Origin of the sequence: Flavobacterium sp. Leaf82, from assembly GCF_001422725.1 — a bacterium.
In the GTDB taxonomy this organism is placed as follows: Bacteria; Bacteroidota; Bacteroidia; order Flavobacteriales; family Flavobacteriaceae; genus Flavobacterium.
The window spans coordinates 87304-106462 of record NZ_LMMA01000001.1 but is presented as its reverse complement, the minus strand read 5'-3'; the positions used below and the strand labels follow the sequence as shown (position 1 = coordinate 106462).

The 19159-nt window shown below is 33.3% G+C and carries 18 protein-coding genes; 16 read left to right on the top strand and 2 right to left on the bottom strand.

Annotated features, from left to right (window positions below):
* Positions 1-246 precede the first annotated feature (246 nt).
* Positions 247-936: an NUDIX hydrolase gene (locus ASF10_RS00485; RefSeq protein WP_056243875.1), complete on the top strand. Its 690-nt coding sequence runs from the start codon at positions 247-249 to the stop codon at positions 934-936.
* Between the two features lie 218 nt (positions 937-1154).
* Here the strand turns inward: ASF10_RS00485 and ASF10_RS00480 are convergent, their stop codons facing one another.
* Positions 1155-2153 (bottom strand): GntR family transcriptional regulator, encoded by a 999-nt coding sequence (locus ASF10_RS00480; protein WP_056243873.1) that lies wholly within the window; start codon positions 2151-2153, stop codon positions 1155-1157.
* 101 nt (positions 2154-2254) lie between these two features.
* Between ASF10_RS00480 and ASF10_RS00475 the strand changes: the two genes are divergently transcribed.
* From ASF10_RS00475 to ASF10_RS00455, 6 genes are all read left to right on the top strand, one after another.
* Positions 2255-3310, top strand: coding sequence for an aldose epimerase family protein (locus ASF10_RS00475; protein WP_056245509.1), 1056 nt, complete (start codon positions 2255-2257; stop codon positions 3308-3310).
* Positions 3311-3347: 37 nt separating this feature from the next.
* On the top strand, positions 3348-4508 hold the full coding sequence (gene galK / locus ASF10_RS00470) for a galactokinase (RefSeq protein ID WP_056243872.1): 1161 nt from the start codon (positions 3348-3350) through the stop codon (positions 4506-4508).
* A gap of 16 nt (positions 4509-4524) precedes the next feature.
* Positions 4525-5580 carry a UDP-glucose--hexose-1-phosphate uridylyltransferase gene (locus tag ASF10_RS00465; RefSeq protein ID WP_056243870.1) on the top strand — a complete coding sequence of 352 codons (1056 nt, stop codon included), beginning with the start codon at positions 4525-4527 and terminating at the stop codon, positions 5578-5580.
* A gap of 222 nt (positions 5581-5802) precedes the next feature.
* Positions 5803-7488: a sodium/sugar symporter gene (locus ASF10_RS00460; protein WP_056243868.1), complete on the top strand. Its 1686-nt coding sequence runs from the start codon at positions 5803-5805 to the stop codon at positions 7486-7488.
* A 274-nt stretch (positions 7489-7762) separates the two neighbouring features.
* Positions 7763-7921 carry a hypothetical protein gene (locus ASF10_RS24305; protein ID WP_198529559.1) on the top strand — a complete coding sequence of 53 codons (159 nt, stop codon included), beginning with the start codon at positions 7763-7765 and terminating at the stop codon, positions 7919-7921.
* A 7-nt stretch (positions 7922-7928) separates the two neighbouring features.
* The gene (locus tag ASF10_RS00455) at positions 7929-8501 is read left to right on the top strand and encodes a GNAT family N-acetyltransferase (RefSeq protein WP_056243866.1); all 573 of its coding nucleotides are present in this window, start codon (positions 7929-7931) and stop codon (positions 8499-8501) included.
* A 30-nt stretch (positions 8502-8531) separates the two neighbouring features.
* Here the strand turns inward: ASF10_RS00455 and ASF10_RS00450 are convergent, their stop codons facing one another.
* On the bottom strand, positions 8532-9788 hold the full coding sequence (locus ASF10_RS00450) for an NAD(P)/FAD-dependent oxidoreductase (RefSeq protein ID WP_056243862.1): 1257 nt from the start codon (positions 9786-9788) through the stop codon (positions 8532-8534).
* Positions 9789-9889: 101 nt separating this feature from the next.
* Between ASF10_RS00450 and hutH the strand changes: the two genes are divergently transcribed.
* The 9 genes from hutH to ASF10_RS00405 all read left to right on the top strand — a co-directional run bounded on the left by hutH (position 9890) and on the right by ASF10_RS00405 (position 19147).
* On the top strand, positions 9890-11410 hold the full coding sequence (hutH, locus tag ASF10_RS00445; protein ID WP_056243861.1) for a histidine ammonia-lyase: 1521 nt from the start codon (positions 9890-9892) through the stop codon (positions 11408-11410).
* A 38-nt stretch (positions 11411-11448) separates the two neighbouring features.
* Complete coding sequence (locus ASF10_RS00440; RefSeq protein ID WP_056243859.1) at positions 11449-12684, top strand: WG repeat-containing protein; 1236 nt, start codon at positions 11449-11451, stop codon at positions 12682-12684.
* 33 nt (positions 12685-12717) lie between these two features.
* Positions 12718-13449, top strand: coding sequence for a 3-oxoacyl-ACP reductase FabG (gene fabG / locus ASF10_RS00435; protein ID WP_056243856.1), 732 nt, complete (start codon positions 12718-12720; stop codon positions 13447-13449).
* Between the two features lie 35 nt (positions 13450-13484).
* Positions 13485-13823: a hypothetical protein gene (locus ASF10_RS00430; protein WP_056243853.1), complete on the top strand. Its 339-nt coding sequence runs from the start codon at positions 13485-13487 to the stop codon at positions 13821-13823.
* A gap of 43 nt (positions 13824-13866) precedes the next feature.
* The gene (locus tag ASF10_RS00425) at positions 13867-15102 is read left to right on the top strand and encodes a beta-ketoacyl-[acyl-carrier-protein] synthase family protein (RefSeq protein WP_056243851.1); all 1236 of its coding nucleotides are present in this window, start codon (positions 13867-13869) and stop codon (positions 15100-15102) included.
* A complete protein-coding gene (locus ASF10_RS00420) occupies positions 15095-15349 on the top strand; it encodes an acyl carrier protein (protein ID WP_056243848.1) in 255 nt (84 codons plus the stop codon). Before ASF10_RS00425 ends, ASF10_RS00420 begins: the two co-directional genes overlap by 8 nt.
* A complete protein-coding gene (locus tag ASF10_RS00415) occupies positions 15349-16227 on the top strand; it encodes a lipid A biosynthesis acyltransferase (RefSeq protein ID WP_056243845.1) in 879 nt (292 codons plus the stop codon). Before ASF10_RS00420 ends, ASF10_RS00415 begins: the two co-directional genes overlap by 1 nt.
* 332 nt (positions 16228-16559) lie before the next feature.
* A complete protein-coding gene (locus ASF10_RS00410) occupies positions 16560-18200 on the top strand; it encodes a phytoene desaturase family protein (RefSeq protein WP_056243842.1) in 1641 nt (546 codons plus the stop codon).
* A 44-nt stretch (positions 18201-18244) separates the two neighbouring features.
* Positions 18245-19147, top strand: a complete 903-nt coding sequence (locus tag ASF10_RS00405; RefSeq protein ID WP_056243839.1) for a hypothetical protein — start codon at positions 18245-18247, stop codon at positions 19145-19147.
* Positions 19148-19159: the final 12 nt, after the last annotated feature.

Genomic DNA, 19159 nt, shown 5'->3' with positions numbered 1-19159 from the left:
GGAAATGGTTAAAATGACAATTTCATCAAAGTCGATTTTAAATAAAATAAATATTTAAAAAAGTTAAAAATGAGCAGTTTAATAGTGATTTTAGCATAAAAAAACTATTACTTTTGTGAGTAGAATTCAAATCATAATTATTGATGTAACTTTTATAATTAGTTACATTTTTTAAGTGTAAAAAACACATTAATAATTTATGAAACGAATTAAGAAGTTTATATATTTACCAATAAAAAATTGAATATGCTAAACAGTTATAGCTCTGCAGATAAAGTTTTGTTAGCAGTAGATTGTATCATTTTTGGATTTGATAATGAAGGTTTAAAAATACTTTTGATCAAAAGGGACTTTGAACCTGAAAAGGGAAAATGGTCTTTGATTGGCGGTTTCTTAAAACGTGATGAAGTATTGGATAATGCGGCAATTAGAATTCTAAATACGTATACCGGTTTACACGATATATATATGGAGCAATTATATGCTTACAGTGAAATTGATCGTGATCCGGTAGAAAGAACAATATCTGTTTCGTATTATGCATTAATCAATATTGAAAATCATAATGCTGAACTAATCAAAAATTATCATGCACAATGGTTTAGCATTTCTGAGGCACCTTATCTAATTTTTGACCATAACGAAATGGTTCAAAACGCTATTAAAAGACTTCGTTACAGAACTTCGATTAAACCAATTGGTTTTGAATTATTGCCGGAAAAATTTACAATGCGCCAATTATTAGAACTATACGAAGCGATTTTAAGCAAAGAATTAGACAAACGAAATTTTATCAGTAAGATTAATTCTCTTGAGATTTTAAATAAGTTAGAAGAAAAAGATATGCAGTCTTCCAGAAAAGGATCTTATCTCTACACTTTTAATAAAGAGAAATACGAAGAAAAATTACTAAACGATTTTGTTCTGAATTTATAAAAAAAACAAAACCCTGAAAGCCACAAACTTTCGGGGTTTTTTCTTCAATAAAACTACTATTAAAAAACTAAACAAATTAAATCTAACTTAAAGATTTTTTGTTACTTACACTTAAACCAAAAATAAGTGTAAAATTTACATTTACAAATATAAATAAAATAATTTCACAAAAACAAAAAAAATTTTGATTACAGTATAAACTATTTTAAAAGTGATGATTATAGCGAATTACGCATCGTTAGCGAGGATTTATTTTCGATTTGTTCTTTTCGTCCTTTAAGAACCATATCTGCCAGGATTTTTCCCATGGTTTCAAAATGGGTCGAAATTGTCGTGATTCCGCTTGCTACAATCTTTTTCAAAGGTGTTTCATTATAAGATATAATTCCAAGATTGAGTCCTAATTTCAGGTTTTGATCTCTTGCTTTTTCGATTACACGAACTAAATCTCTGTCATTTGGTATAATATATAAATCTCCCGAAGTAATCTCCCGATCTGTAAATTCAGTGATAATTTCATATTCAAAATCATATTCCCTGCAAAAGGCTTCAAAACCTGTTTTCATTCCGAGAGGTTCCCTGAATCCGGGAAAAATCAAAATTAGTTTTTCATATTTATTCAGTCTCGCTTTTCCTTTCAGCAAACCTTCAAAAATATCTTTTTCGTGATTTTGATAAATTGCGGGATACATTTTTAAATCCGGATTGGTTTGATCCAGTATAATAACTTCGCCTACTGGTAGGGTTTTTATAGATTTTACTACATCGTTTAAGTTGGTTGGCATAATAATGTATTTAGTATAATTTCCGTTTGCGTCATTTATAAGCTTCTCAAAAACGGGAGCATTAAAATGATGAAAGAAAATATCTACCTGAACATTTTTTCCAATGTGCTGCAAGAACGAATTATAGATGTCTTCCTTAAAACTGTTTAATTCATCAAACAATAAGAAAATCTTTTGTTTTATAGTGGTTTCAACGCTTTTAACATAATATCCTTTGCCAGGAATGGCATAAATAATACCTCTTTTTTTAAGTTCATCATACCCCAATAAAACCGTATCACGAGATAATGAAAAAGCCAGACAAACCTTATTAACAGACGGAAGCCTGTCGCCTTTTACCAATTTTTCTTCTTCGATTGCTTTTTCTATTGAAAGAATAATCTGCTTATATTTTGGAAGTCCTATATTGTTTTGAATAGAAATAATATTCATAAAAAAAAGATTTTGGCGCAATATACAAAAAACTGGTAGGTGCTGGTATGCTAACCTGCGGAATGTTTCTATTTTTGGATTTCACTATTGGTAAAAATAATATGAAAATAAAACAGATATCGCATTTTCAAGATACATCTATATCTAAATTATTTGGTTTGACACCTGAAAACGAAGAAATTCTTTCTTTTGAATTATCAAATAAAAACGGAATGAAAGTACAAATCATCAATTTTGGTGCGACTGTAACTTCATTAAAAATTCCGGTTTCAAATGGTACTCTTGTCGATGTGGTTTTAGGTTTCGATTCATTAGAGTCATATTTGGCTTCATATAATTTACCAAGTCCTCCGTTTTTTGGAACTACTGTTGGCCGTTATGCAGGAAGAATCAACAAAGGTATTTTTACATTAAATGAAAAAACATTTCAACTCAATATAAATAATAACGGAAACACTTTGCATGGCGGAAATACCGGTTTTGGAAAAAAAGCATGGAATGTTATCAATATTACGTCCGGTGATAATCCGTCAATAACATTAAGTCTTTCGAGTGAAAATCTAGACGAAAATTATCCTGGAGAATTACATGTAGATCTAACTTATACGTTAACCGAAGACAACGAATTAAAGCTGGAGTACAAAGCAACAACTACAGAAGATACTATTATAAACCTGACGCATCACAGTTATTTTAATCTTGACGGTCACGATTCCAGCGTTCTGGATCAGACTATGTTTATTGACTCTGACAAGATTTTAGAAACCAATGAAGAGAATATCCCAACCGGGAATTTTACTGATCTTACCAATCATGATTTTGATTTTAGAACTGTAAAAAAATGTCCGTCATCAATAGATAATTCGTTTGTTCTTGAACCAACAAATGCTGTTGTGGCAAAATTATTAAGTCCTAAAAACAATTTGCAAATGAGCGTTTATACAGATCAGCCAAGCGTACATATATATGTAGGCGGAAATTGCTTTGATATATTAAAAGGAAAAGAAAACACCAATTATCATTCGTCAAGCGGAATTTGTTTTGAAACTCAAAATTTTCCTGATGCACCAAATCACGAACATTTTCCAAATTCGGTTTTAAGAAAAGGCGAAGAATATCATCAAAAAACAGTTTATAAATTCGAAAATATAAACTAATAAATTAAAGAGATAATTCCATTTCAATTATAAAATAATGAATGACATTTTAATACAAGATACTACTGCTTTTTTTGAGAAATCTTTTGGATCAGCTCCTCAAAAAGTGGTGCTTTCTCCAGGAAGAATAAATATTATTGGGGAACATATTGATTATAATGACGGTTATGTTTTACCAGCAGCAATCGACAAAGTGATTTGCTTTGCTTTCGAGAAAAACAACACGAATAAATCTAAAATAATTGCTATTGATTTAAACGAGGAGTTCGAAGCTGATTTTACAGAGCAAATTACATTAAGCGATGTTGTCTGGACAAATTATATTAGAGGCGTTATCAAACAATTGCAAGATAACGGATTTTTGTTTGAAGGTTTCAATTGTGTTTTTAGCAGTAATATTCCCGTTGGTTCCGGATTATCTTCTTCGGCAGCTTTAGAATGTGGAATGATCTACGGAATAACAGCTCTTTTTGATCTTAAAATCGAAAAAGTTGACATCGCTTTATTAGGGCAAAAAGCAGAACATTGGGTTGGTATTAATTGTGGTATTATGGACCAGTTTTCAAGCGTTCATGGTCTTGAAAATAAAGTAATAAAACTGGATTGCAATACGCTGGATTTTGAATATCACAATGCTGATTTTAAAGATTATTCATTGGTTTTGTTCGACAGTAATGTAAAACATTCTCTTTTTACATCAGAGTATAATACGCGAAGAATTGAGTGTGAACAAGGTTTGGCGATTATTAATAATAATTTTCCCGAAGTAAAAAGTTTCAGGGATTGTACAGAGGAACAGCTTTTAAGCATTCAGGATAAAATGAATGCAACTGTTTTTAAAAGAGTTCACTTTGTCGTAAAAGAAATTAACCGTGTCATAAAAGCATGTGAGGCTTTAGACAAAGGAAATATAGAACTTTTAGGACAATTGCTTTTTGAAACGCATTATGGTTTATCGCAAGAGTATGAGGTAAGTTGTGCTGAACTGGATATGCTGGTAGATACTGCAAAAACAGACGATGCAATTGTAGGTTCCAGGCTAATGGGAGGTGGTTTTGGCGGCTGCACGATCAATTTGATTAAAAAAGGTAGAGAAAATGAGGTAAAACGTAAGTTTTCAAATCTTTATTTAGATACATTTGGGATTGAATTAAAATTCTATGATGTAAAAATCTCAAACGGAACAACACTACTTTAATACCCAAGCAATTACAATGAAAAATTTTGACATTAACGAAGATCCTCACAGACGTTTTAATCCTTTACTTAATGAATGGATTTTAGTATCACCTCATCGTGCAAAACGCCCATGGCAAGGACAAAACGAAACTATTACAACTGAAACATTACCAAAACACGACGCAACTTGTTATTTGTGTGCGGGAAATGTTCGTGCAAACGGAGAAAACAATCCTGACTATGAAGGCAGTTTTGTGTTCGAAAATGATTTTGCTGCCATGAAGCAGGACGAAATTATTTTTGAAGAAGACATAAAACATACTTTTTTTAAAGCAAAACCTGAACAGGGAATTTCAAGAGTCGTTTGCTTTTCGCCAAGGCACGATCTTACATTACCGGAAATGGAAATTGACGGGATCGAAAACATTATTAAAACCTGGCAAAAAGAATATACTGATCTGGGAAATATAAAATATATTAATCACGTTCAGATTTTCGAAAATAAAGGCAGTGTTATGGGATGCAGCAACCCGCATCCGCATGGGCAAATTTGGGCGCAATCGTCTTTGCCAACCCAAGTCGAAAAAACACAAAATAGCCTGAAATCTTATTTTGATAAAAACAACAGAACGCTTCTTGAAGATTATCTTCAGGCAGAATTAAGAACCGGCGATCGTGTTGTTATCGAAAATGATCATTTTGTAGCATTAGTTCCTTTCTGGGCAACATGGCCTTACGAAACCATGATTATCAGCAAAAGAAGACTTAATAAAATTACTCTTTTTACTGCTGAAGAAACCACCGCTTTTGCTAAAATTTTAAAGCAGTTAACCATTAAGTATGATAACTTATTTGGTACATCATTCCCGTATTCATCCGGAATTCATCAATCGCCAACAGATGGTTTAGAGCATCCGGAATGGCATTTTCATATGCATTTTTATCCGCCATTATTGCGTTCAGCAACGGTTAAGAAATTTATGGTTGGCTATGAAATGTTAGGAGAATCACAACGAGATATTACACCTGAAAAAAGTGCCGAAATTTTAAGACAGCAATCAGATGTACATTATAAATTAAATATTAAATAACTAACATATATGTCTTTGTAAAAATAACTACTCTAAAATTAACGCATAAATTTGCCAATAAATGTAAATATCACATTTGTATGTGCTGTTTTTTAATTATTTATTTTACTTTTGGCTTTTGCTATTTTTTGATAAAAAAATAACAAAATAAAAATACATATCATATTTTAAACCCCAATAAACAAACAATCACCTATACTAATATTTAAAATACTACTAACAATGAACCAGAACCTCGCTTTCGCAGATTATGCGGTTTTTATTATTTATTTCATCGTAGTTTCTGTCTACGGTTATACTGTTTACCGCAAACGTAAACAGGACGAACAAGATGCTAAAGCCTATTTTTTGGCCGAAGGAAACTTAACCTGGTGGGCTATTGGAGCATCATTAATCGCCTCAAATATTTCGGCTGAGCAATTCATCGGGATGAGTGGTGAGGGTTTCTTTTTAGGAATCGCCGTTGCTGCATACGAATGGCTTGCTGCTGTTGCTTTGATTATCGTAGCGGTTTGGTTTATTCCGGTATATCTTAAAAATAAGATTTACACGATGCCTCAATTCTTAAAAACACGTTATAATGAATCTACTGCATTGATCATGGCGGTTTTCTGGTTGTTTTTATATGTATTTGTAAATTTAACTTCTATCCTTTATTTAGGAGCAGTTGCTATTAATGGTTTAGCCGGCGGAGAATATCTGCACGTAATCATGATTGGTTTAGCCATATTTGCTTTATTTATCTCGTTAGGAGGTATGAAAGTTGTCGCTTATACTGATGTTATTCAGGTTGCTGTTTTGATTATTGGAGGTTTGGTAACTTCATATATTGCACTTACAACTGTTGGACAATATTTTGGAGTAGGAGAAAATGCAATCGCAGGTTTCAAGGTTTTAATGAGAGAAGCGCCTGAGCATTTCAAAATGATTATCCCAAAACCTACTGCAACATCATCTCAACTTGATATCGATAAATACTTAACATTCCCGGGATTGATGTCTTACCTTGCCGGTATCTGGATCATCAACTTAAACTATTGGGGTTGTAACCAATACATTACACAAAGAGCTTTGGGTGCAGATTTGCAAACTGCCCGTACAGGTATTTTATTTGCCGGTATGCTAAAATTATTAATGCCATTAATCGTAATGTTACCGGGTATTGCTGCTTTTGTTTTATACAAAAACGGACATTTACCTCAACTGGTTGGAGGAAAAGACGGAGCATATTCTGCTGTATTGACATTCTTGCCAACAGGTTTAAAAGGACTTTCGGTAGCGGCATTAACAGCTGCAATTGTAGCATCGTTAGCCGGAAAAGTAAACAGTATTTCTACTATTTATACATTAGATATTCATAAAAAATACATCCAGAAAGAAGCGGGTGAAAAACAACAGGTAAACATTGGTAGAATTGCCGTTTTTGCAGCAATGCTTTTGGCTGTATTATTTACATGGAATGATATCCTAGGAATTGGCGGAGTTGGAGGATTTACCTATATCCAAAAATATACTGGATTTATTAGCCCTGGAGTTTTCGCCATGTTCTTCCTTGGTATGTTCTGGAAAAGAACAACTGGAACTGCAGCAATTGTAGGTGTAATTTTAGGATTTGTTTTATCAGTATTATTCAACGAATACGCACCGGCATTATTTGGAAACGAAACCTTATTATATACAGCTTACAATAACGGAAAAGGAGGATTCGAAATTCCGTTTCACATTTGTATGGGATTATCATTCTTCTTTACGATGTTAGCAATGATTGGAATTAGTTTTGCAGGACCAAAAGTAAATCCGAAAGCGTTCGAAATAGACTCTGAAATGTTTAAAGTAAAACCACAAACTACAGTTTTAATCGTAATTACATTATTGATTATTGTAGCATTATATGTAAAATTCTGGTAGTATACTTTTTTACTATATTATTTTTTGAAGATTAAAGACTATCATTTTTTGGTAGTCTTTTTTTTGTTTGTATGGATTATGAATATGTTTTTTTCAAGCTGAAAGAAAAGATGTAAATTTAATATATACAAGTATCTGACATATTAGTAATTATACTTAACTGCTTCATAATTCAATTGTTTTATTAAATTTAATGCTTACCTTTGTACGGCAGATTTATCTTACATAATTCTGTAACACATTTACAATGTGTTTTAATCAAATAATAAATATTATGGCCAAGCCAATTAAAATAACTCCTGTACTAAGAAGCAAAGATGCTGCTGTTTTTTATAAAAAACTTGAAGAAAATAAGACTTCTAAAGTTAGTACAGCACGTATAATGCAAATTAGAGAAACTGCAAATCAGTTTAAAGCTATTTTAAAGAAGTAATACAAAAATGCCATTAAGTAACTACTCATTAATTGAACTGAAAGCCGATACTCTAATAAATGACTTTAACTGCGGTGACGATAAAGATGATGCGGATTTAAATGATTTTCTTTTTTCAAAAGCAAAATATTATTCTTCAGAGTTACTGGCTACAACTTACATTCTTGAAGATAAAAGTAGTACTGTTGCATACTATAGTATATTTAATGATAGTCTAACAATTGAAGAAAGTAATTTTAATTCCAAAAATGCTTTGAAAAAATTTCTTTCAAATTTGGTTTCCCATCCTAAAAGACATCTTAAAAATATTCCTGCGATAAAAATTGGCAGATTAGCTGTAAGTAAAGATAAAAAAGGACAACGTATTGGCGAAAAGATTATTGATTATATAATTTCTTTTAGCATAGACCATAATACCAATTGTGCTTGTAAATTAATAACTGTTGATGCCTATAAAAAATCATTAGGATTTTATGAAAAAATGGGATTTATATTTTTATCTGATAAAGATAAAAATGAAGACACAAGACAAATGTTCCTAGATTTAACCCCATACTTAAATTTGGAAATTCAAGAATAAACTTATGCATTAAAAAAAACCTTGTAGTAATTACAAGGTTTTTTTATTTTTCTCACTTTCCATATTCAAAAGGTAAGCCATATTTTTAATCACATTATCGTGTTTTTTCACAAATGGATTTTCCTCATTCCAAACATAACCTGCCAGAACCGAGCATATTTTTTCCTTTACATCAGGATTTTCTGGTTGGTGGAAAAATAATGTCTGAAGATTTCCGGTGTACCATTCTTTCACGTAAGTGGTAAAAACAGCAATTCCGCGTTTCATGTAGTCTGTAAATTCAACTTCCCAGTCTACTTCAATTCCCTGCGATTCTTTGATGTATAATTTTGCCGCCAGCATTCCTGATTCTGTAGCAAAAGCAACTCCGGATGAAAAAACAGGATCTAAAAATTCAGAGCTGTTTCCGGTTAAGGCAAAACCATCTCCGTACATTCTTTTTACTGCTCTTGAATAATTCTCCAGTTTTACCGGTTCAAATAAAAACTCTGTTCCTTTAAACCTTTTGATATAATAATCAGATTTTTGAATGGCGTTTCGTAAAGCCTCAGCATTGTCTTTATTTTCGGATAGAGAATTAATAAAATCTGTTGGACCTACAACGCCTAAACTCGTATTACCATTCGAAAACGGAATTACCCATAACCAAACTTCGGTTTCCAGAATATCAAAAGAAATCTGAGTTCCTTCCTCGCCTTCTTCTCTGTTAATATCTTTTACGTGTGTAAATATCGAAGAATGCGGATCTAGTTTTGATGGCGTATCAAGATCTAAAAGTCTTGGTAAAACACGCCCGTATCCGCTGGAATCGATAATAAATTTAGCGTGGATTTCTTTTAGGTTTCCGTCCTTATCTTTTACGATTGTTTTAGAGTTTTTGCCTTCAAAAGAAACTTCTAATACCTCTGATTCAAATTCAAGATCAATTCCTTTTCTAATCACTTCCTGTGCCATAGTGTTGTCAAAATCAGCACGTGGCACTTGCCAGGTCCAATCCCAGCCTTCGCCAAATTTTTTGCTGAAATCAAAAACACAAATTTCTTCTCCTCTAATAAAACGAGCACCTAATTTTTTCTCAAAATTCATGGCATCAAGACTTTCAAAAAGCTCAGCCTCAGCAAAATGATCCATTACTCGCGGTATTAAGCTTTCGCCAACCACAAGCCTTGGAAACTTAGTTTTTTCAACAACTTTTATCTTAACATTGTTTTTATGAAGATAAGATGCTGACACACATCCCGAAGGTCCAGCACCAATCACTAAAACATCAACAAACTCCTTTATCATATTAAAAATATTATCAATTATTAGCCTACATTTGCCATCATCAAAATAACTACATTTATTTTGATAAATAAAATTAAATTAGCACAATCAAAACCAGTTTAATGAATACAATTAATGAATATTTAAGTCTAGCAGAATTCGAGTCCATTATTTTTGGAAATAACAAAGTTGTCATTAGCGATATTGTTTTAAATCGAGTAAACGAAAGCTTCAATTTCTTGAAAGAATTTTCAGGAAACAAAGTAATATACGGAGTAAATACTGGTTTTGGGCCAATGGCGCAATACCGAATTAAAGAGTCTGATCAAATTCAGTTACAATACAATTTAATTAGAAGCCACTCTTCAGGAACCGGGAAACCTTTAAGCCCAGTTTGTGCAAAAGCAGCAATTTTGGCTCGATTAAATACTTTATCATTAGGGAATTCCGGCGTACATCCGTCAGTAATTCATTTAATGGCAGAATTGATCAACAGAGATATTACACCTCTTATCTTTGAACATGGTGGTGTTGGTGCCAGCGGAGATTTAGTACAATTATCACACTTAGCATTAGTTTTAATAGGCGAAGGCGAAGTTTTTTATAAAGGAGACAGAAGACCAACTCAGGAAGTTTTCGAAATCGAAGGCTTAAAACCTATTCAGGTAGAAATTAGAGAAGGTCTTGCTTTAATAAACGGTACATCTGTAATGACCGGAATTGGAGTTGTAAATGTGCATCACGCAAATAAATTATTAGACTGGTCCTTAAAATGTTCTTGCGCCATCAACGAATTGGTTCAGGCATATGACGATCATTTCTCTGAAGAATTAAACCAAACCAAACGTCATAAAGGACAACAGGAAGTTGCTGCAAGAATGAGACAAAATCTTTCTGACAGTACTTTGATCCGTAAAAGAGAAGACCATTTATATTCTGGCGAAAACACGGAGGAAATCTTCAAGGAAAAAGTTCAGGAATATTATTCGTTACGTTGCGTACCTCAAATTTTAGGTCCGGTTTTAGAAACTATCAAGAATGTGGCTTCTATTTTGGAAGACGAATTTAACTCGGCAAATGACAACCCAATTATAGACGTAAAAAACAAACATGTTTACCACGGAGGAAACTTCCACGGCGATTATATTTCGCTTGAAATGGATAAACTAAAAATTGTTATTACTAAATTAACGATGTTGGCAGAACGTCAGTTGAATTATTTATTAAATTCAAAAATCAACGAAATTCTTCCTCCATTCGTAAACTTAGGAACATTAGGATTTAATTTCGGAATGCAGGGTGTTCAGTTTACTGCAACCTCAACAACTGCCGAAAGTCAAATGTTGTCTAACCCAATGTATGTGCACAGTATCCCAAACAACAACGACAATCAGGATATTGTAAGTATGGGGACAAATGCAGCGGTTATTACAGCAAAAGTAATCGAAAACTCATTTGAAGTTTTAGCGATCGAAATGATCACAATTGTTCAGGCAATTGATTATTTAGCACAAAAAGACCAAATTTCATCAGTTACTAAAAAATGGTATAGTGATATTCGAAATATAATTCCTACATTTAAAGAAGATCAGGTTATGTATCCTTTTGTTCAAAAAGTAAAAGATTATCTGATCAACAGTTAAACTTTATTTTACATTATTAATATTGAACCTTTAAAATCATGAAAAAACCACTTATTTTTTTATTCGTATTATTTATTCAATTTGTTAATAGTCAAGAGCTGGCTTTGGTTAAAAAGAACGCTAAAATTGGATATATATCCAAAGACGGGAACTTTAAAATTGAGCCTCAGTACAAATCTGCAAAAAGCTTTTCTGATGGTTTAGCGGCTGTTGAAGACAATGGAAAATGGGGTTTTATAGATACAAAAGGAACGTGGGTAATTCCGGCAACTTTTAAGGATGCCAAAGACTTTAACAGCGGAATTGCAGTCGTACAAAAAGATAAGGATTGGGTTTATATTGATACTAAAGGAGAAATTCAAAAAGCTCCGGCATCAGATAAAGTATTTGATTTTAATAACGGTGTTGCTTTTTTTAGACAAGCAAACAAAGTGGGATTAATCAACTCAAAAATGACTGTAGTTCTGGAACCAAAATACGATCAGATCAAACCATTCGAAAATGGTTTTGCAAGAGTTGAAAACAATAAAAAGTGGGGAATTATAAATACTGCCGGTAAAGAAGTCGTAGAACCTGCGTATGATGAAATAGGTAATTATTTTAAAAATACAACGTGGGCAAGAAAAGATAAAACTTTTGGAATCGTAAGTTCCGGAAATTTTATTGTGGTTGATGGTGCTGAAAAAATCTGGGATTTTGATACTCAGGATTTGACTTATGCTAAAAAGAACGGAAAAATTGGATTCATTGACTTAAAAGGAAACTGGACCATTTTACCTATTTATGATAAAGCAAAAGCATTCTCTAAAAACTTAGCTCCGGTTTGTGTAGGTTCTAAATGGGGATATATTAACCCAAAAGCTGAATTTATTATTCCGCCAACGTATAGTGATGCAGAAGTTTTTAGCTCAAACGGAATCGCTCCGGTAAAAGAAAAAAACTGGGGATTTATCAATGAAACAGGAAAATTAATCATTCCAACACAATACGCCATTACTTCAAACGGATTTGTGATTGCTCTTTTTGTACAACAGGACAAAGGATTTATTGATGGTCTTGCAAGGGTAAAAAACGAAGGAAAATGGGGATTTCTTAGACCGGACGGAACTGTATTAGGGAACCAATGGTTTGAAAATGCGGAACTTTTTTCGCAAACAAAAGAAAAAAACAGTCCAACTGAAACCGTTGCTGAAAAGCCAAAATCAGAAACAAAACCGGCAGCAAAGTCAGACGCAAAACCAGCGACGAAACCTGCAGCTAAAAAGAAGAAATAACATATATTAGCCAATAAAAAATAAATTCTACAAATGAAATGTGTATTAGTAACAGGCGGTTCAAGAGGAATTGGAAGTGCTATTTGTAAAAAATTAGCTGTTGATTCCAGTTACCATATTCTGATTAATTATCAGTCGAACAAAGCTGCTGCCGAAGAAACACTTCAGGAAATACAAAAATTAGGCGCAACCGGAGAAATCTTAGGTTTTGATGTTTCTAATTTTGACGAAGTACAAAAAACATTAACACAATGGCAGGAAGCTAATCCTGAAGCAATTGTAGAAGCAATTGTAAACAACGCCGGAATTACAAAAGATGGCCTTTTTATGTGGATGACTCCTCAGGACTGGAACGGAGTTATGAATACAAGCGTTAACGGTTTTTTTAATGTTACACAGTTTTTAATTCAAAAAATGTTACGCAATAAATACGGTCGAATCGTAAATATAGTTTCGGTTTCAGGAGTAAAAGGAACCGCCGGACAAACCAATTATTCGGCAGCAAAAGGGGCAATTGTAGCAGCTACAAAAGCATTAGCCCAAGAAGTTGCCAAACGAAATATTACTGTAAATGCTGTTGCTCCGGGTTTTATAAGAACGGATATGACAAGCCAACTTGACGAGAAAGAATTATTAAAACTAATTCCGGTAAATCGTTTTGGCGAAGCCGAAGAAGTAGCAGATTTGGTAAGCTTTTTGATTTCTAAAAAAGCAAGCTACATTACAGGAGAAATTATCAATATAAATGGAGGGATTTATTCTTAATATTTTGTGCTAATTTAGAAACTAAGATTAAAAAAATGAAAATAGCTAGATATCTAATAATCACTTTTTCATCAATTCTACTTTTATTATTTATTATTACACGATTAACTAAACCTGAAACCGTAATGATTTCTGGTGAAGAAGTTTCTCTTGAAAATCCCTGGAGAAAAACAACAGAGAGTGAAAATTATAAATTTGATCGTTTAACTGATGAATGTGAAAAATTATATATGAAAGATATTGGTAGTGGTGATTTTATTTTAGCTTGCTTGAAGAAAAATAAAAGTTGGGACTTTTATTGGGCGACACCAAAAAAGAATGAATTAGTACCTTTGGCTGAGGAAATAAAAGAGGAAATTACTCCTCCGAATTAAAAAAAAATTACACTTAACGGACTAAAAATTACTTTGAAAGACGATGAATAAGAGAGTAGTAATTACTGGAATGGGAATTTATTCTTGTATCGGAACTTCTTTAGATGAAGTAAAAGAATCTTTATACAACGGAAAATCTGGTATTCAGTTTGATTCTGAAAGAAAAGAATTTGGTTTTCAATCTGCCCTTACGGGAATGGTCCCAAAAGCAGATTTAAAAAACCTATTGACCCGAAGACAACGTATGAGCATTGGTGAAGAAACCGAGTATGCTTATATGGCTACGATCGAAGCTTTGAAAAATGCCAATATCGATGATGCTTTTTTTGACAATCGCGAAGTGGGTATTATGTACGGAAATGATAGCGTATCTAAAGCTATTATTGACGCCACAGATATTGTTCGTGAGAAAAAAGACACGGCATTAATAGGTTCCGGCGCTATTTTTAAATCGATGAATTCTACGGTAACGATGAATTTATCTACGATTTTTAAACTCCGTGGCATCAATCTTACCATAAGTGCTGCTTGTGCAAGCGGTTCACATTCTATAGGTTTAGCTTATTTTTTAATAAAAAGCGGTTTTCAGGATATTATCATTACCGGAGGAGCTCAGGAAATCAACAAATTTGCCATGAGCAGTTTTGATGGTTTAGGTGTTTTTTCAGCCCGCGAGAACGAACCTGAAAAAGCTTCACGCCCTTTTGATGCTGATCGCGACGGATTAATTCCAAGCGGTGGCGGAGCTACTTTAATTCTTGAAAGTTACGAATCTGCAATTGCAAGAGGCGCCAATATTATTGCCGAAGTTGTGGGTTACGGATTCTCATCAAACGGAGGACATATCTCAACTCCTAATGTCGAAGGCCCGTCTATAGCCATGCAACGAGCGCTTGATGATGCACAACTAAAAGCAACAGATATTGAGTATATAAATGCGCACGCAACCTCAACTCCTGTTGGAGACGGCAACGAAGCAAAAGCTATCTTTGAAGTTTTTGGTGAGAAAAATCCGTACGTAAGTTCAACAAAATCAATGACTGGACACGAATGTTGGATGGCGGGAGCAAGTGAAGTAATCTACTCTATCTTAATGATGCAGAACGATTTCATCGCTCCAAACATCAATTTGGACAATCCTGATGAAGATGCTGCCAAATTAAATTTGGTCAAAACTACTTTAAACAAAAAATTTGACATATTTTTGTCCAATTCCTTCGGGTTCGGAGGAACCAACTCTGCGTTGGTGGTTAAAAAGTTTAAATTGAACGATGAATAAAGAAGAGATTATAGCAAAAATTAATGGTTTTTTGGTTGATGAGTTTGAAGTAGATAATGATGATATTGAGCCAGATGCTAATTTAAAAGACACACTTGGGTTAGATAGTTTGGACTATGTTGATTTAGTCGTTTCAATCGAAGCCAACTTTGGTGTAAAACTGGTAGAAGTTGATTTCGTCGGAATTGATTCTTTCCAAAGTTTTTATGATCTTATCGAAAACAAATTAAAAGCCAAAACTGCTTAATGAGCAAATGGGATGGCAAATCAAAAGGCACTGTTTTAGGATATAAAATATTCGTTTTTTTAATAAAAAAAGCGGGTGTTAAAGCTGCTTATGTTTTACTTTATTTTGTTGCTTCATACTATTTTCTATTTCTAAAGAAAAGCAACAAAGCCATTTCTTATTATTTTAAAGAAAGGCTTGGATATTCCTGGTTTAAATCTAAAACAATGGTATTCAGAAGTTACTACACTTTTGGGCAGACTATCATTGATAAAATTTCCATTTCGGCAGGAATGCGAAACAAATTTACCTATGAATTTGACGGAATTGAAATCCTGAAAAACCTTTTGGCAGAAAAAAAAGGCGGCGTTTTAATCAGCGCACATATTGGAAATTTTGAAATCGCCGAACATTTTCTGGGCGATATCGACATCGATTTTCAAATTAATCTGGTTACTACAGATCTTGAACATTCTGCTATTAAAAATTATCTGGAAAGCGTTACCCAAAAACCTACCGTTAAATTCATTATTATCAGAGAAGATCTCTCTCATATTTTCGAAATCAATGCCGCGCTTTCTAAAAACGAATTGGTTTGTTTTACCGGAGATCGTTATTTTGAAGGTACCAAATCACTTTCTGAAAAGATTCTTGGCGAGGAAGCTAACTTTCCTGCAGGACCATTTTTGATCGCTTCAAGATTAAAAGTTCCGGTAGTTTTTGTCTATGTAATGAAAGAGCCAAACCTGCATTATCATCTTTACGCGCGTGAAGCCGTAGTAAAACATCGTGACGAAAAAGGGTTGCTAAAAGCCTATATCGAAAGCGTAGAATCTATGCTCGCAAAATACCCTTTGCAATGGTTTAACTATTTTGATTTTTGGAATCAGTTGAAATAAAAATAAATAATTAAGGGTAAATTTAACCGCAAAGTCCGCAAAGTTTTTTATCTAATATTATGTTTAGAAACCGCAAAGCTCGCAAAGCTTTGTATTGATTTAGCTTTGCGAACTTTGTGTTTTTATAAAATCTGATGTGCATAAAAAACTTTGCGGACTTTGCGGTTAAAAATCGAAGCCAATTTTAGATTCTCATTAAATTTAATCTGTGCTTGTCAGCTGAAATCTTTTTAAATCTGTTTGAAAAAATAATTCGTGAATTCGTGGCAAAAAAGTAAAAATCATTTAATTAAAAGTCGTTCTTTTATACTTTACAATTCTTAAAGTACGGTATGCAGGAATTTGACACGATTATAATTGGTTCCGGAGTTGGAGGATTATCAACTGCGATATGTCTTGCAAGAGCCGGACAAAAAGTTTTGGTACTCGAACAACATTATGTTCCCGGAGGCTGGAGTCATAGTTTTACTTTGCAAGGACAGCGTTTTAGTCCCGGCGTTCATTATGTTGGACAACTTGAAGAAGGACAATCTACCAACGAATTGTATCGCGGTTTAGGAATTGCAAACGACATGGTTTTTTTCAGGATGAACAAAAATGCCTACGAACATTGTTTGATTGGAAATGAAACTTTTGATCTTCCGGCTGGTGTTGAAAATTTGAAACAAAAACTTTCTGCCCATTTTCCGCACGAAGAAAAAAACATTCACGAATATCTTTCTCTTATTGAAAAAGTGAGTTACGAATTGCAATTGATTCCGAAACTAAAAGGAATCTGGCAGAATATTACCGTACCATTCCGAACCAAGCATTTCGGAAAATTTGCACTTTTCCCTTTAAAAAAAGTAATTGGCTGGCACGTTAAAGATCCTAAACTAAAAGCAGTTCTCAATATTCAGTGTGGCGATCACGGACTTCCTCCGGCTCGGGCTTGTTTTCCGGTTCATTGTGCTGTAATGAGTCATTATTTTGAGGGCGGATTTTACCCAATGGGTGGCGGCGGCGGAATCGTAAAAGCCATGACAAACGGCGTAAAAAGACATAACGGAGAAATACGCGTAAAACAAAACGTTCGTAAAATCATTATCGAAAATAAAAAAGCAGTTGGCATCAGGCTTGAAAATGGAGAGGAAATTCGAGCCAAAAATATTGTTTCGAACGCTGATCCTTCCATCACCTATTTAAATTTAATCGACAAAGAACATTTAAGTAAATCGCTTCTCAAGAAACTCGACAAGACAAAATATTCCGTTACTTCCTTAATTCTATTTTTAACACTCGATATTGATGTTACCTTATATAATATCGATTCCGGAAATTTCTGGATGATGAAAGATGAAAACGACGATGCTAATTTCGAAGATTTAATGAGTAGTAATATTGATTCTGGAGATTCATTTCCTTCAGTATTTATTAGTTGTACAACCCTAAAAGATCCTGCAAGTTTTAACGGTCGTTATCATAATTTCGAAATTGTTACGTATGTGAATTACGATCACCTCAAAGATTTTAATGGTTTAGACGATTATCACAATGAAGAATATAAAATATTCAAAGAAAAGATCATTGATAAACTGATGAACAATCTAGAAAAAATAATCCCAAATGCCAAACAACATATTATTCAGGCAGAATTAGGAACTCCAAAAACCAATGAATTTTATATCAATTCGACAAAAGGAAATGTTTACGGAACCGAAAAAACATTAAACCAGGTTGGTCCTTTCTCCTATAAAAACAAAACCGAAATCGAAAATCTGTTTCTTTGCGGAGCTTGTACCTTATCTCATGGCGTTGCAGGAGCAACGTATTCCGGTCTTGCCGCTGCTGCTGCTATCTTGGGCTGTACATCTGATGATTTATTGATTGAAGATGAAAATCAAAAAATCAGAATTTATGATGCCGAAGATTCTGCTACATGGCCAGATTGGGTTCACACAAAACGAACAGATAAAATAAGGAAATTCGTTTAAAAAAAATACTTATTTTTGCGCAACCACCAAAGCCATCCACCCAAATGAAAAATGTTCTTGTTATTTATTATTCACAATCCGGACAATTAGAAGAGATTGCACGCAATATTGCAAAGCCTTTTCTAAATTCAGAAGAGATAAATGTAACGTTTCACGAAATACAATTAGAGAAACCTTTCCCTTTTCCGTGGGATAAAGATTCCTTTTTTGATGCTTTTCCAGAATCTTTCCTGCAAATTCCAAGAGCGCTAAAACCTGTTCCTGAAGCAATTTTAAATGCAAAATTTGACTTGGTTTTATTTCATTATCAGGTTTGGTATTTATCGCCATCAATCCCAATCAATTCATTTTTGAAAAGTGATGATGCAAAAAAAATACTGAATAATACACCCGTTGTTACCATAAGTGGTTCCCGTAATATGTGGATTATGGCGCAGGAAAAAATTAAAACATTACTAAAAGAAGCTAATGCACAATTAGTTGGTAATGTGGCGTTGGTAGATCGCGTTGGAAATTTAATTAGTGTAATCACCATTGTAGAATGGATGTTCTCCGGAGTTAAGAAAAAATATCTGGGAATTTTTCCGTTACCGGGAGTTTCGGATAAAGACATTCAGGAGTCAAATAAATTTGGCGAAGTCATTGTTTCCGCGCTAAATCAGAATAAATTAGAAGATTTACAACCAAAATTACTTGAAATTGGTGCCGTAAAAATCAGTTCGTATTTGGTAACTGTGGATAAAACGGCAAATAAAATTTTCAATAAATGGTCAAATTTGATTTATAAACATCAAAAAAACAGAAAACAGCTTCTTAAAGTATTTAATGTTTATTTATTCCTCGCAATATGGTTAATCTCACCAATAGTATATATATTGCACCTTATTACCTACCCATTTAAGTTAAAAACCATAAAAAAAGAAACTCGATATTATCAAGGAGTTTAAGAAGACGAAATT

Excerpts from the sequence above, each read along its gene's own strand:
- ASF10_RS00485 (WP_056243875.1), top strand. The coding sequence starts at position 247 with ATGCTAAACAGTTATAGCTCTGCAGATAAAGTTTTGTTAGCAGTAGAT.
- ASF10_RS00480 (WP_056243873.1), bottom strand. The coding sequence starts at position 2,153 with ATGAATATTATTTCTATTCAAAACAATATAGGACTTCCAAAATATAAG.
- ASF10_RS00475 (WP_056245509.1), top strand. The coding sequence starts at position 2,255 with ATGAAAATAAAACAGATATCGCATTTTCAAGATACATCTATATCTAAA.
- galK (WP_056243872.1), top strand. The coding sequence starts at position 3,348 with ATGAATGACATTTTAATACAAGATACTACTGCTTTTTTTGAGAAATCT.
- ASF10_RS00465 (WP_056243870.1), top strand. The coding sequence starts at position 4,525 with ATGAAAAATTTTGACATTAACGAAGATCCTCACAGACGTTTTAATCCT.
- ASF10_RS00460 (WP_056243868.1), top strand. The coding sequence starts at position 5,803 with ATGAACCAGAACCTCGCTTTCGCAGATTATGCGGTTTTTATTATTTAT.
- ASF10_RS24305 (WP_198529559.1), top strand. The coding sequence starts at position 7,763 with ATGGCCAAGCCAATTAAAATAACTCCTGTACTAAGAAGCAAAGATGCT.
- ASF10_RS00455 (WP_056243866.1), top strand. The coding sequence starts at position 7,929 with ATGCCATTAAGTAACTACTCATTAATTGAACTGAAAGCCGATACTCTA.
- ASF10_RS00450 (WP_056243862.1), bottom strand. The coding sequence starts at position 9,788 with ATGATAAAGGAGTTTGTTGATGTTTTAGTGATTGGTGCTGGACCTTCG.
- hutH (WP_056243861.1), top strand. The coding sequence starts at position 9,890 with ATGAATACAATTAATGAATATTTAAGTCTAGCAGAATTCGAGTCCATT.
- ASF10_RS00440 (WP_056243859.1), top strand. The coding sequence starts at position 11,449 with ATGAAAAAACCACTTATTTTTTTATTCGTATTATTTATTCAATTTGTT.
- fabG (WP_056243856.1), top strand. The coding sequence starts at position 12,718 with ATGAAATGTGTATTAGTAACAGGCGGTTCAAGAGGAATTGGAAGTGCT.
- ASF10_RS00430 (WP_056243853.1), top strand. The coding sequence starts at position 13,485 with ATGAAAATAGCTAGATATCTAATAATCACTTTTTCATCAATTCTACTT.
- ASF10_RS00425 (WP_056243851.1), top strand. The coding sequence starts at position 13,867 with ATGAATAAGAGAGTAGTAATTACTGGAATGGGAATTTATTCTTGTATC.
- ASF10_RS00420 (WP_056243848.1), top strand. The coding sequence starts at position 15,095 with ATGAATAAAGAAGAGATTATAGCAAAAATTAATGGTTTTTTGGTTGAT.
- ASF10_RS00415 (WP_056243845.1), top strand. The coding sequence starts at position 15,349 with ATGAGCAAATGGGATGGCAAATCAAAAGGCACTGTTTTAGGATATAAA.
- ASF10_RS00410 (WP_056243842.1), top strand. The coding sequence starts at position 16,560 with ATGCAGGAATTTGACACGATTATAATTGGTTCCGGAGTTGGAGGATTA.
- ASF10_RS00405 (WP_056243839.1), top strand. The coding sequence starts at position 18,245 with ATGAAAAATGTTCTTGTTATTTATTATTCACAATCCGGACAATTAGAA.